General features: G+C 37.5%; 13 protein-coding genes. 8 read left to right on the top strand and 5 right to left on the bottom strand.

Going from position 1 to position 13,261, the window contains the following annotated elements; translation table 11 throughout:
- Positions 1-37: 37 nt before the first annotated feature.
- From JK635_RS17150 to JK635_RS17140, 3 genes are all read left to right on the top strand, one after another.
- The gene (locus JK635_RS17150; protein WP_202655176.1) at positions 38-466 is read left to right on the top strand and encodes a hemerythrin domain-containing protein; all 429 of its coding nucleotides are present in this window, start codon (positions 38-40) and stop codon (positions 464-466) included.
- 124 nt (positions 467-590) lie between these two features.
- Positions 591-1,193 (top strand): SCO family protein, encoded by a 603-nt coding sequence (locus JK635_RS17145; RefSeq protein ID WP_202655175.1) that lies wholly within the window; start codon positions 591-593, stop codon positions 1,191-1,193.
- 367 nt (positions 1,194-1,560) lie between these two features.
- Positions 1,561-3,180, top strand: coding sequence for an ABC-F family ATP-binding cassette domain-containing protein (locus JK635_RS17140; protein ID WP_202655174.1), 1,620 nt, complete (start codon positions 1,561-1,563; stop codon positions 3,178-3,180).
- Between the two features lie 51 nt (positions 3,181-3,231).
- Here the strand turns inward: JK635_RS17140 and JK635_RS17135 are convergent, their stop codons facing one another.
- Positions 3,232-3,372 carry a YuzL family protein gene (locus JK635_RS17135; protein WP_202655173.1) on the bottom strand — a complete coding sequence of 47 codons (141 nt, stop codon included), beginning with the start codon at positions 3,370-3,372 and terminating at the stop codon, positions 3,232-3,234.
- Between the two features lie 116 nt (positions 3,373-3,488).
- Between JK635_RS17135 and JK635_RS17130 the strand changes: the two genes are divergently transcribed.
- The gene (locus tag JK635_RS17130; RefSeq protein ID WP_202655172.1) at positions 3,489-3,731 is read left to right on the top strand and encodes a YkuS family protein; all 243 of its coding nucleotides are present in this window, start codon (positions 3,489-3,491) and stop codon (positions 3,729-3,731) included.
- A 24-nt stretch (positions 3,732-3,755) separates the two neighbouring features.
- Here the strand turns inward: JK635_RS17130 and JK635_RS17125 are convergent, their stop codons facing one another.
- Positions 3,756-4,163: a hypothetical protein gene (locus tag JK635_RS17125; RefSeq protein WP_202655171.1), complete on the bottom strand. Its 408-nt coding sequence runs from the start codon at positions 4,161-4,163 to the stop codon at positions 3,756-3,758.
- 87 nt (positions 4,164-4,250) lie between these two features.
- Entirely contained in the window at positions 4,251-4,739 is a 489-nt protein-coding gene (locus JK635_RS17120) for an Hsp20/alpha crystallin family protein (protein ID WP_202655170.1), read from the bottom strand.
- Between the two features lie 161 nt (positions 4,740-4,900).
- On the opposite strand from JK635_RS17120, the gene JK635_RS17115 reads away from it, so the two are divergent.
- Positions 4,901-5,167, top strand: a complete 267-nt coding sequence (locus JK635_RS17115; RefSeq protein ID WP_202655169.1) for a hypothetical protein — start codon at positions 4,901-4,903, stop codon at positions 5,165-5,167.
- 52 nt (positions 5,168-5,219) lie between these two features.
- On the opposite strand, the gene JK635_RS17110 is transcribed toward JK635_RS17115, so the two are convergent.
- A complete protein-coding gene (locus JK635_RS17110) occupies positions 5,220-6,386 on the bottom strand; it encodes a D-alanyl-D-alanine carboxypeptidase family protein (protein WP_438803839.1) in 1,167 nt (388 codons plus the stop codon).
- 122 nt (positions 6,387-6,508) lie between these two features.
- Complete coding sequence (gene mprF / locus JK635_RS17105) at positions 6,509-9,034, bottom strand: bifunctional lysylphosphatidylglycerol flippase/synthetase MprF (protein ID WP_235888178.1); 2,526 nt, start codon at positions 9,032-9,034, stop codon at positions 6,509-6,511.
- A gap of 201 nt (positions 9,035-9,235) precedes the next feature.
- On the opposite strand from mprF, the gene JK635_RS17100 reads away from it, so the two are divergent.
- From JK635_RS17100 to pflA, 3 genes are all read left to right on the top strand, one after another.
- A complete protein-coding gene (locus JK635_RS17100; RefSeq protein WP_202655166.1) occupies positions 9,236-9,688 on the top strand; it encodes a cupredoxin domain-containing protein in 453 nt (150 codons plus the stop codon).
- Positions 9,689-9,937: 249 nt separating this feature from the next.
- Positions 9,938-12,217 (top strand): formate C-acetyltransferase, encoded by a 2,280-nt coding sequence (gene pflB, locus JK635_RS17095; RefSeq protein ID WP_202655165.1) that lies wholly within the window; start codon positions 9,938-9,940, stop codon positions 12,215-12,217.
- Between the two features lie 131 nt (positions 12,218-12,348).
- A complete protein-coding gene (gene pflA / locus JK635_RS17090) occupies positions 12,349-13,098 on the top strand; it encodes a pyruvate formate-lyase-activating protein (protein WP_202655164.1) in 750 nt (249 codons plus the stop codon).
- Positions 13,099-13,261: the final 163 nt, after the last annotated feature.

The raw sequence follows: 13,261 nt of genomic DNA, 5'->3' as shown, positions 1-13,261 counted from the left end.
ATGACTGAAGAAAGAAAAATTGGAAAGGAGAATTGACATGACCGGGCCATCACTAAGAAAGAAACATTCCCACCATGCCATTCATGACGGTATTTTTACAGAAGCAAGAGAATTGACCAATGTTCTAAAAGAGCTGTTCAAGGATCATAAAAAACAACAGCAGCAAAAAGAGGTATGTGATGCATTACTCGAACATTGGGAAACAAGGACATTGGCCCATGCTCAGTCAGAAGAGGAGGGTTTTTTTGAAGAAAAGCTGGCTGAAAATCCGGACCTGTTGGAAACGATTATTCAATTAAAAAGAGATCATGAAATCTTGGAATTAATTGTTAAGCAGATAAAACACAGATGGGAAACCTCAGAGTTGACGGAAGAAATTGTCCGTTGCTTCGATGCATTACTGGTCGTGTTTGAAATTCATAATATGGAAGAAGAGAGTAAATTATTCGTGGAGCAAAAAGGCTGACTGACACAGGCAGCTTTTTTCAGTTTCAAATTATTATTCTTTTTAAGTTCTTATTCTTGTTCACAAATTATCCATATCTTTTTTCAAAAAATTTCTTTATCTTATATAGTAGGAGGGGAGACACTTGAAAAAGATCTATCTTATTTGCGGTCTGGCGATTTTCTTTGGAATTGCAGCCGGGATTTCATTTTTTCTTATTCGGGACGCAAATGCAGCCATACCATCAGATGTTACCCTGATCAATCAGAATGGTGATCAATATACATTTGGTAAAGATAAAACAAAATTAAAGCTGATTGAGTTTGCTTACACTCATTGCCCGGACGTATGTCCAACGACAACACAAAAAATGGTCGGCTTAAAACAGCAGCTTGAGAAAAAAGGGGTATTTGGGAAGAATATTGAATTTATTACGATTACAATTGACCCCTATCGCGATACACCCGAAGCATTAACCCGATACATGAAAGGTTTTGGAATTGAAAACGGAAAGCATTGGGTATTTTTGACTGGGGATCCGCAAAATATTAAGGCGGATCAGAAAAAACTTAAAAAAATTACCGATGCCTTGCAATTCCAGTTCAAGGACCCGGGAAATGGACAATTTGTTCATACCACCTTTACATATTTGGTCGATAAAAACAATAAATTTATTGCCAAATTTCCAATGGGAAAAGACTTTAATCAACAAGATGTATATGATAAAATCATCGACAAATTGGAATAACATAAAAAAGCGGTTAGTCCTTAGGGATTAATCGCTTTTTATACCTATTCTCTTATTAATTCACAGATGAAGGACATTTTTTGAGCTGTTGTAAAGATAAAAGGTAATTAGACTTTGGTTTTGTTAAACTCGCTTGAATTCCTGACTTTTTTAACTTGTTTACGAGTTCCGTTAGTTGTTTCTTGGCCACACTCTTCACCTTCTTTAAAACTGCTTAGTTTCATTTTACACCAAAATTATGAATAAAGTGTGAAAACATAAAAATTTTTTTGGAAAATTTCCTTGCTCCCCTTTTTTTAATTATTCGCCCTTCCCCTTTATAAATGGTATAATGATAAGCAATATGTTTTTTTGGAGGATGTTTTAGATGATTACCGTAAGTAATGTTAGTTTAAGATACGGAGACCGCAAACTTTTTGAAGATGTAAATATTAAATTTACCCCTGGAAACTGTTATGGGCTGATTGGTGCGAATGGGGCCGGAAAATCCACATTTTTAAAAATTTTAGCCGGAGAAATTGAGCCACAAACGGGCACTGTTCAGCTTGATCCAAACGAACGAATGGCAGTTTTAAAACAGAACCATTTTGAATACGAAGAATTTGAGGTATTAAAGACGGTGATTATGGGTCATGCAAGACTGTATCAAGTCATGCAAGAAAAAGATGCCATTTATTCGAAAGAAAATTTTACTGACGAAGATGGAATGAGAGCTGCTGAACTTGAAGCTGAATTTGCTGAGTTAAACGGCTGGGAAGCAGAATCAGAAGCAGCAATTCTTCTTAAAGGTCTTGGAATTGAAGAGGATCTTCATGATAAAATGATGGTCGAATTGACAGGAGCTGAGAAGGTAAAGGTATTACTGGCCCAAGCTCTGTTTGGCAGACCGGATGTTCTCTTACTTGATGAGCCGACAAACCATTTGGACATTAAAGCCATTCAATGGCTTGAGGAGTTTTTAATTAACTTTGAAAATACAGTTATCGTTGTATCCCATGACCGTCATTTTCTAAATAAAGTATGCACCCACATTGCCGATCTGGATTTTGGCAAGATTCAGATCTATATCGGTAACTATGATTTCTGGTATGAATCTAGTCAGTTAGCGTTAAAGATGGCTCAGGATGCCAACAGGAAGAAGGAGGAAAAAATAAAAGAATTGCAAAACTTTATTGCCAGATTTAGTGCAAATGCCTCCAAATCCAAGCAGGCCACCTCAAGAAAAAAATTATTGGAAAAGATTACCCTTGAAGATATCAAACCTTCCTCACGCCGCTATCCATATGTCGGCTTTACCCCAGAACGTGAAATTGGTAACGATTTATTAAGGGTGGAAGGATTGACGAAAACAATAGATGGAGTAAAAGTTTTAGATAACCTTAGTTTTTTTATGAATAAAGGAGACAAAATTGCATTGGTTGGCACAAATGAAATGGCCAAAACGACACTTTTCAAAATACTAATGGGCGAAATGGAGCCTGACAGCGGCAGTTATAAATGGGGAATAACCACTTCTCAAGCCTATTTTCCTAAAGATAACTCGATGTTTTTTGAAGGCAGCGAGTTAAATCTTGTCGATTGGCTGCGGCAGTTCTCTCCTCAAGATCAAAGTGAAAGCTTTTTACGAGGATTTTTAGGCAGAATGTTATTTTCCGGGGAGGAAGTGTTAAAGAAAGCCAGCGTCCTCTCTGGTGGTGAAAAAGTTCGCTGCATGTTGTCCAAATTGATGCTTAGCGGCGCAAACGTTCTGCTGCTTGATGAACCGACAAACCATTTAGACTTAGAATCAATTACAGCTCTCAACAATGGATTAATTAATTTTAAGGGTTCAATATTGTTTGCTTCACATGACCATCAGTTTGTTCAAACCATTGCCAACCGAATTTTTGAAATTACCCCAAATGGTCTCATTGATAAGCAAATGAGCTATGATGAATACTTGGAAAATAGCGAAATCCAAAAACAAGTGGCGGAGATGTATAAATAATTTGTTTAGGGGGCACCACAGATCTGTTGGTGCCCTTTTCAGCCTGCTTAATTAGTATCGTTTCTGTTTTCTTCGCGCAGAAGATACTTCTTTCATTCCTGTTTCCCCATTCGTCGTCCCTTGCCCTTCTACTTGTGGTGAACCAAGCCCAATGGTAGACGGGTCGGCTTTGCGTTTACTTTGTTTTCCCATTTCAAAACACCTCCACACTTAGCGTTTGGAATAAATGGTTCCAATATACCCGAATAAATATACTTGAATATTTTTGAAAAAATTAGGGACGATAATGGTCAGAGGAGGTGTTTTATATGGCAAAGATTGGAGTAGAACAATCGCTGACAAATGTGACAAGGGCTTTACGTGATAAGGGTTACGATGTGGTGGAATTAAAGCAGGAATCAGATGCCCGTAATGTGGACTGCTGTGTCGTCACTGGTTTGGATTCCAACGTAATGGGAATGCAAGAGACAATCACGAAAGCACCGGTAATTGAAGCAAGAGGAATGTCTGCAGATGAAGTTTGCCGCGAGGTAGAGAACAGACTTCAATAGTTTTTTAAGACTAAAGGATCATCTTTAGTCTTTTTTTGCCTTGATATTAATTTTCGGTCCGCTTGTTTCTTCAGCCTCAACTTTTTCCTGTTTCATTTCCGAATTCTTTTCTTCCTCGTCCAGCTGTGGTGTAAATTCAGCACCGTAGGTTGCACCAATATTTAATTTCCCCTTTAGTTCTTTAATTCCCAGCTGGCCAAAATTATTATTAAGTTCGTATTTATCCAAAATAATTTTTTCGATATTTATCTTCTCGATTATAATTGGAGGTTCAGTTGTTTTGCTCGTCTTGTCTACTTGAGATTGAGCTTGAAGAGCAAATAAAGCTGTTTCTAGTTCCTTGATACTCAGGTCAAGTAAAGTCAGTTTTTTCATTAGTTCCTTTTCACGTTCATTTTTGTGAAATATGGAAAATAAATTTTTTATTGACATCTCCGCGGAACGCTCCTCTTTTCAATCCCTTACTTTATGTATATGGGAAAATCAGCTGAACATGTACGAAAGAAAATCTAATCCGTTTTAGTCGATGGGAATCATTTCTCCCTTGTCCACCATCCTTGGATATCTAACGAGTAAAACTCCGTTCCAAAATTTAGCGCTTATTTCATTTGGAGTAATGGAATCAGGCAATGTGATCTGCCGTTGAAAATCACCATAAAACCTTTCCGAATAGCTTAATTTTAATTGTGGATGGAGCGGCAGAGCCTTGCCTTTTACGGTAAGAATATTGTTGTTCAAACCTAGTTCAACATTTTCTTTTAATATACCAGGCAGCTCAATAATGATGATTACTTCTTCTTCTCCTTCAAGCACATCAATGATCGGAAATGTCCGTGCAGAGCCTGCATCCCGGGAAGCTTGTTGATTAGTGTTAGAAAAGGGGCCCTTCATCTGCTGTTCGTTGATAAATTGCTTGGCAAACTCCTGGTCAAATATATTGCCCCAGAAATCGCCCCCTTGCATACTTTTGGCAACATCGAGCCATTGCTTTAATTTCTCCACATCCATGCAGCTCTACCCCCTCTAACCATCCATTAAAAAAATGAACTCATTTTTTCTATTACTACATCATACTTTTGATTGAGTTAATTTAAACCAATTTTTACCCTAAGATTTCTTAAACAGCTGATCCCTGCATATATTTTAAGCAACGATAAGGAGGAGATGACATGCCGACTCCCGCTCCATTTATTAATATTAATATATTTATGATAAAAATTAATTCCTTTGAAAATGCCTCTGCTGTCAATATTGGACAAAATCTATTGGCAGAATGGCATAATTCCGATAAAAAAAATCAGGGCTACGGGCAAAATTTTGGTGACCAAAGTGACTTTTTTGCCACAAGAAGTTTTGTCGATGATCGTGACCAAATAGATTCACCGTCTTCCTTCGAATCCACCCTGCCCAATATTCAGGACTGTGATTTGGAATAGCCAAAAAAAGGCAATGAAAAGTTTGGTTCCTTTTCATCGCCTTTTCATCTTTCTAATACTTTCTGCTAAGCTTCCTGACAGTCCCAGCAACAATCAAAGCAGCAACGATAAACATTAATCCAAATATTGCCATTGATTCAAATCGCGGCTGTTCATTTTCTTTTGGTTCAACAGCTTTTTTCGGTGCTGCTGCCGGCTTTAATTCCAATGGCTTTAATTGAACCGTTTGAAGAACCTTTCCTTGTTTGTTTTTAATCAAAAGGGCCCCGCTATCAGTTAAATCTTTGGTTGTCCCGCGTATATCTTCTGTAACAAGGATATCTCCGTCAGAATGGTATTCCTTAGAGGCCTTTTTGAATCTCTCTCCCTGTTTTATCGTTTGATCACGAAAGAATTTAAACCCATAGTTAAATAAATGCGCCGTATCAACATATTTATCTTGTTTCAAATCAGATTTAAGGACGACTGCGGTTAATTTTATTTTTCCATTATCCGCTGTCGTCGATAAAGTTTGCTTTGATTCTGTCGTATACCCCGTTTTCCCACCTGTAATACCTTTGTAAGGGAACTCACCAATCAACATCTTATGGTGGGAAAGGATATTTGTATTCCAGGACTTTCCTACCCAATGAATTTTTTTCGTCCCGAAAATCTTGGCAAAAACAGGGTTTTTTATTGCATAATTAGTGATTAAGGCCATATCACTGGCGGTCGTATAATGATTTTTGTCAAATAAACCACTTGGATTTGTAAAATGAGTATGGTGGACACCGATAGTTGTTTTTAGATATTCATTTAGATTTTTGGCAAATTGGTTAACACTGCCATCTACCTGTTCGGCCACGGCCACCGCAGCATCATTTCCGGAATTGATCAGCATGCCTTGGACCAATTTGATTAACGGTAATTTTTCACCCTCAACTAAATAAACTCTCGTGCCGTCCTGTCTTACGGCATTGTCGCTTACAGTCGCAATACTGTTTAAATCGCCCTTTTCAATCGCATATATGGCTGTCGCAATTTTAGTTAGACTGGCCGGATACATTTTTTTATCGGCATTTTTACTGTATAGAACCGCGTTTGTTTCGGAGTCTAAAAGAATGGCTGCCTCACTTTTCAATGCCAATTTTGGATCACTTTTAGCATATGTGATCGTTTGGATTGAAAACAGCATAATAATGAAAGAAAAACCTGCTACAAATTTTCTCAATATGAACACCCTTAATAAGTACTATAATCCTCATATATTTTAACAGATTATTAATAAGAAAAAATAGTTTTTCCAAAAAAAGTTTATCATAAAAAAACGGTAAGCAGTTTTCTTACCGTTTCTCGCCATTTCTATTCTCTTTTTTTCGATATCAACAGCGAAATTTGTGCCATTATAAAAGGAAGTGATGATTTTTTACGATACGCTATATATTTTGGTTTCCAAATATTTGTATATTTTTCTTTAAATTCTTCTAACTCTTCAAAATGATAAATTAAATGACCATGTAAAAAAATTTGCGAGGCGATTTTTTCACTTAAGAAAGCAAATTTTGATAATCCCACATTGGCTAACGGCGCCATCCCCAAATTTAAACGCTCATAGCCTTGGCTCTTCGCCCACTCAATCAATGAAAGGAAGAGAAAATCAACTGTACCGGGTCTAACATCATGTTTGAAACGCATCAAATCAACTGAAATGGTCTGCTGATCATAAACATACATGATGCTCACAAACCCCAGAATTTGTAAATTATTATCTCTAACAATCGCAATTGGTGCTTTATTCAAATAGTTTTTATCAAAATATCCCAATGAAAAGCCCTTTTCCTTCCTCCCCTGCAGCCAATCTATTGATATCTCCTTTAATTCCTGAAAAAGCTTTTCCGAAAATGGCGGTTCCAGCAATTCGAAAGTATATTGATCACGAGAGAACTTATTTTCAATTGCCTGTAAATTTTGCAATTTATCGTCGGAGAGCGAGAATTCCTTTAAATCAATGACAGCTTCCTCCCCAAGCTTAAAGAAAGCAAAACCGTGATTGTGGAGAAGCGGCAGCATTTTTTCACCAACTTGATAAAATACCAAAGTATAGCCGTACAAATCGGCTTTTTCTTGAAATTCTGCTATGGCATTGGATATTTCCGCTTGTTCCCCGACAGGTTCCCCAAGAACAATCAATTTATCCGCATACTGTTGAAACGAAAATAAAATATTTCGTTTGCTATTCCAAAAAATAAATTTATCATGTAACAGGATTAAATGGGATAATACTTTTCCTTTGTATTTATAAAAATGATCGAGAATTTCTTTTTCCACATCGATTGATTTTTCAAATACCCACTTTTTTGGCAAACTAATTAAATAACCCGCAGAAAGAATCATAAACGCGATCAGCAGTCCAATGAAGGCGCTTGTGAATAAATCATGGGAATCTACAATAACATATGGCAATAATTTTTCCGGCATCGCCAATTTCGCGCTTGGCAAATTAAGGTAACCGATTATCAAGTACATGGAAGTGATGATGACAATGATCGAGACGTCAAACAATGTTTTTCCCCATGTCAGTACGTAGCTTTCTCGATAAAACTGTCCCTTGGACATTCTGAGAATCAGGGCAACAATGATTAAAAAAATCGCTTCTTCATAGTCGATCCCCTTAAAGATGGAAAATAATGCAGCTAGAATTAAAGCAAACATTGTTACATCATAGGTGCGTTTGACACTATACTCAATCCCCCGTGATAAGCCCAGCAATAAAAAGCCGGTCGCCACGGAAAGCTGATGGGAAACATTAATGATTGGGAAAGCCAAAAGTTCTTGGGCCATTCTCAGTCGGGACATAATCCCCGGAACACTAGCTGACAAAAGCAAGATTAATCCCGATGAAAAAACGAGCAGCGTCAGAATAATGTGACTCAGCCCTTGAACAATTGCCTTTGGCAAATCATTCCATGATTGATTCCATTTTTTCCAATATAATTTGACAAAGAATACAGAGCTTACTAAAAATGGAATAAAGTAATAGCCTATCCGATATAAAAGGAGCAGAACTAAAACCTTTTCCTGTGGAATATGTAAATCCTGCATTCCCCAAATGAAAACCAAATCAAAGGAGCCAAGTCCCCCGGGAATCATACTAATGATCCCTGCACAAGCGGAGCTAATGTATACCGGAAATAGCTTTGTCATTGGAATGCTAATACCCAATATATTGCTTAAGATGTAAATCGCAATAAACACAGCAAACCATTCGACAATGGAAACTGCGATCAGCTTCATTCCAGCATTAATGGATATAAGTGACTGGTTATTCTTCTTTGCATTGATCAAATGGATCATGATAAATACCGGTAAATACAAACTCACAGCTAAAACAGCAAAATAAAGCCATTTAATATCAACAAATAGCGGAAAATGCCGATAAAAAATGGTCACAACCCATGATAAAACGGATATACCGGTTAAATAAAAAAAAGACACGGAAGCAATGACACTTAGCAATCTACGTTTATCGTTCTCTAGCTTATGAAAAAAATATGTTCTTAGCATGGCTCCTATCAGGCCGCCAAAGCCAATTAAATTAGAAAATGAATTGGCAATAAACGATTGTTCCAACAGTTCCTTCTTAGGAACTTTGATCTGTAAGACTCTTACTAAAATCACATCGTATAAAATCATTGGCAAAACTGCACCAAAGGTGATCGCTATAATAAATAATAAGACCCAGGCATTTAGTTGATTTAATTCATTTTTAAGTAACTCAACATTTAAATGCCCGGTAAATTTTCTAATTTCAATAACCGCGAGTATTAACAAAAATAGTGGAAAAATGAACTTTATTACTTTGACTATCTTTTCTTTTTTTATGCCCAACAAGAAAACCACCTATTTTATATTCCTGTTTTTACTATAAACGTTTCGACAAGAAAAACAAAGATATATATGCATTATTTTTGACCGCTTCATCCCCATTTAACCTACAGGCCGCATTAATAAATTAAAAAATGCAGACAAGTTTTCCACCCTATCAGGCATATGAATGAATGAGGACAAATTCTTAAGGAGGAACTTGAAATGAAATTTCTAGTATTTAAGAAGGAAACCTTTGTCTTCTTCTTAGCGATCGGGATTATGTTAACCGCTATATTAGCCTGGTTTATGATGAAGGCTGGCGATGCCGCTGTTTTTAATCAGACAGCCGATGAAGGTATTCGCGAGATTCATATGGTAACTGCTGAATTCAAAACAACAACAAAAAACGGAACGCAATTAGAGGCCTACAGATGGGATCCGGGAACAATCTCTTTAGAAAAAGGTGAAAAAGTACATTTATTTATTAGTGGGATAAACGGTGAAAAGCACCCTTTTTATATCGAAGGAACCGACATTAAGGGGACAGTTCAGAAAGGAAAGGAGACGGTGGTACCTCTTCAATTTGATAAAGAAGGAACCTATCGATTAATTTGTGAGGCCCATTCAACCAGAGACCATAATGGCCCAATGATTGCCTATATTGTTGTTGATTAGAACAGGAGGGGATGATTCCTGTTCTTTTTGTTTTATATAACAGTTGCTAATTTCTGCAAATGATTATAATACAGATTTTTATATTTAATGTAACACTTTTAATATATTTTGTAACTTATTTTTAAAACAATAAGATTTCACAATATCTTAACAATTGTTCATTGTTTCACATTAAAAATCTGTTATACTTAAATTGTGATAAAAAAGAATAACTGTTATATTCTTTATTTCTGTAAGGGGTGACTTAAAATGGAACAATGGAAAGGTTTCAAAACCGGTGTTTGGACAAAAGAAGTGAATGTGCGTGACTTTATTCTAAAAAACTTCACACCATATACAGGTGATGAAAGTTTCTTAGAGGGCCCTACAAAAGCAACAACAAAACTGTGGGGACAAGTTATGGAGTTATCGAAAAAGGAACGTGAAGCAGGCGGCGTTTTAGATGCTGACACTAAAGTTGTTTCAACTATTACTTCACACGGACCCGGATATTTAGATAAAGAGCTGGAACAAATTGTCGGTTTTCAAACTGATAAGCCGTTTAAACGTTCGTTGATGCCTTTTGGCGGAATCCGCATGGCGAAAAACGCGTTGGAATCATACGGCTATGAATTAGATCCGGAAATTGAACATATTTTCACCGATTGGCGGAAAACACATAACCAAGGGGTATTCGACGCCTATACTCCAGAAATGAGAGCAGCCCGTCATGCCGGCGTTATCACTGGTCTTCCTGATGCTTATGGACGCGGTCGGATTATTGGCGACTATCGTCGTGTTGCTCTATACGGTGTTGACTTTTTAATGAAAGAAAAGCAAAGAGAATTTAACTATATTGGCGATCGCACGATGACTGATGATGTGATTCGTGAACGTGAAGAATATAGCGAACAATATCGCGCTCTTAAAGAATTAAAGCAAATGGCTCTTTCATACGGTTATGATATTTCACAACCTGCTAAGAATGCGAAAGAAGCGATTCAATGGCTATACTTTGGTTACTTAGCTGCGATTAAAGAACAAAATGGTGCTGCCATGAGCCTAGGCCGTACCTCTACTTTCTTGGATATTTACATCGAAAGAGATTTGCGTAATGGGTCACTAACCGAAAAAGAAGCGCAGGAACTTGTTGACCATTTTGTTATGAAACTGCGTCTTGTTAAATTTGCAAGAACTCCTGAATATAACGAATTATACAGTGGTGACCCGACTTGGGTAACTGAATCCATTGGTGGGATGGCTCTTGACGGACGTCCATTGGTAACAAAGAACTCTTTCCGTTTCTTAAACACATTGGACAATTTAGGACCAGCTCCAGAACCAAACTTAACGATTCTTTGGTCTACCAAATTACCTGAAGGCTTTAAACAATATGCTGCCAAAATGTCGATTAAATCAAGTGCGATTCAATATGAAAATGACGATATGATGCGGGAAATTTATGGCGATGATTACGGTATTGCCTGCTGCGTATCAGCCATGAGAATCGGTAAACAAATGCAGTTCTTCGGTGCCCGGGTCAACATTGCGAAAGCCTTATTATATGCGATTAACGGCGGGATTGATGAAAGATATAAAACCCAAGTTGGACCTGCTTATCAGCCAATTACCTCTGAGTATTTGGATTACAACGAAGTCATGCAAAAATATGATAATATGCTTGATTGGCTATGTGAGCTATATGTCAACACATTAAATGTGATTCACTATATGCATGATAAATACAGCTATGAAAGACTTGAAATGGCGCTTCATGATCGTGAAATTCTTCGGACAATGGCTTGCGGTATTGCTGGACTTTCCGTTGCTGCTGACTCACTGAGTGCCATTAAATATGCAAAGGTGAAAACAATTCGTGATGAAAACGGCCTTGTTGTTGATTATCAAATCGAGGGCGATTATCCTAAATACGGCAATAACGACGACCGTGTTGACGAAATTGCGGTTAATCTTGTAAAAGAAATTATGAACAAAATTAGAAAACACAAAACATACCGTGGCGCTGTTCCAACACAATCTGTCTTAACGATTACTTCCAATGTCGTCTACGGTAAGAAAACTGGTGCAACACCAGATGGCCGTGAAGCAGGTAAACCATTTGCGCCAGGAGCAAACCCAATGCATGGCCGTGATTCCAAAGGTGCTCTTGCCTCATTAACTTCCGTGGCAAAATTACCTTATGAATCATCATTGGATGGTATCTCTAATACATTTACGATCACACCGAAAGCACTTGGTCGTGAAGATGAAACACAAGTAAAAAATGTCGTCGCCTTGCTTGATGGTTATATGACAAAACGCGGACATCATCTCAATGTCAATGTATTAAACCGTGATACCTTATTAGATGCCATGGATCATCCGGAATTATATCCACAATTAACCATCCGGGTATCTGGTTATGCAGTTAACTTCATTAAACTGACTCGCGAACAGCAAATTGATGTCATCAATCGTACGTTCCATGAAAGTATTACTGCTGCTGAACCAGCTAAGGAACCGGTTAAAGAGCTTGCGGGTGCTCATTAATAGGCACAAAAGTGTCTGGGGAAGGATTTAACCCCTTCCCCACACTTTTACTTTTTGTTGAGAATTAATTTCACCTTGTTACTTTCATTATTATCAATGGCTTGGCAATTAGAATGAAGGGAGATCATCATATGGACGGAAATATTCATTCCATTGAGACATTTGGAACTGTCGATGGGCCCGGTATCCGCTATGTCGTTTTTACTCAAGGCTGCCTGTTGCGTTGCCAATTTTGCCATAACGCCGATACATGGGAAATTGGTACCGGAAAACAAATGTCTGTGGCTGAAATCATTGAGGATTTATCATCCTACCTCCCTTTTATTGAAGCATCAGGCGGAGGGATTACCGTTACAGGCGGAGAGCCACTATTACAAATACCGTTTCTTATTGAGCTTTTCAAAGAATGTAAAAAGTTAGGGATTCATACTACAATTGATTCATCAGGCGGCTGCTTTTCCCATTCAAAGCTTTTCATCCAGCAGATCGAGGAGCTCCTGCACTATACAGACTTAATCTTGCTTGATTTAAAGCATATAAACCGGAAAAAACATATTCAGCTAACCGGAATGGCGAATGATCACATTTTGGAGTTTGCCAAATTTCTGTCAGATCGTAATCTGCCAATTTGGGTCCGCCATGTTCTTGTTCCAACCGTTACTGATGATCCTGATGACTTAAAACAATTGGGTGAATTTATTGGTTCACTTCATAATGTCGATAAAATTGAAATCCTCCCCTACCATAAACTTGGAGTATATAAATGGGAGACACTTGGATATGATTATCCATTAAATCATGTGGAACCACCAACTGAAGAACAAGTGAAATTTGCGGAACATTTGCTTACTGCACATTGGGTGAAACCGGTCGGACACTAATTTCCTTCGAAATTGGTGTCCTTTTTAAATTGATTATTTTTTTAATCTCCTATATACTCTTATCATTGGCTTAAAATTTGTCCAGCGCCCTGCGCTTATCTAGTGAGGTGATAATTTTTGTTTCAGATACTCATCGATCACTCTGATGTAAACACCCTTAATG

Origin of the sequence: Neobacillus paridis, from assembly GCF_016765675.1 — a bacterium.
Lineage (GTDB): Bacteria > Bacillota > Bacilli > Bacillales > Cytobacillaceae > Neobacillus > Neobacillus paridis.
Note: the sequence above shows the minus strand (reverse complement) of the source record. Positions and strands in the feature narration are given on the sequence as shown.

Bases quoted from the DNA above. Each gene is read 5' to 3' on its own strand.
- JK635_RS17150 (WP_202655176.1), top strand. From the start codon at position 38: ATGACCGGGCCATCACTAAGAAAGAAACATTCCCACCATGCCATTCAT.
- JK635_RS17140 (WP_202655174.1), top strand. From the start codon at position 1,561: ATGATTACCGTAAGTAATGTTAGTTTAAGATACGGAGACCGCAAACTT.
- JK635_RS17135 (WP_202655173.1), bottom strand. From the start codon at position 3,372: ATGGGAAAACAAAGTAAACGCAAAGCCGACCCGTCTACCATTGGGCTT.
- JK635_RS17130 (WP_202655172.1), top strand. From the start codon at position 3,489: ATGGCAAAGATTGGAGTAGAACAATCGCTGACAAATGTGACAAGGGCT.
- JK635_RS17125 (WP_202655171.1), bottom strand. From the start codon at position 4,163: ATGTCAATAAAAAATTTATTTTCCATATTTCACAAAAATGAACGTGAA.
- JK635_RS17120 (WP_202655170.1), bottom strand. From the start codon at position 4,739: ATGGATGTGGAGAAATTAAAGCAATGGCTCGATGTTGCCAAAAGTATG.
- JK635_RS17115 (WP_202655169.1), top strand. From the start codon at position 4,901: ATGCCGACTCCCGCTCCATTTATTAATATTAATATATTTATGATAAAA.
- JK635_RS17100 (WP_202655166.1), top strand. From the start codon at position 9,236: ATGAAATTTCTAGTATTTAAGAAGGAAACCTTTGTCTTCTTCTTAGCG.
- pflB (WP_202655165.1), top strand. From the start codon at position 9,938: ATGGAACAATGGAAAGGTTTCAAAACCGGTGTTTGGACAAAAGAAGTG.
- pflA (WP_202655164.1), top strand. From the start codon at position 12,349: ATGGACGGAAATATTCATTCCATTGAGACATTTGGAACTGTCGATGGG.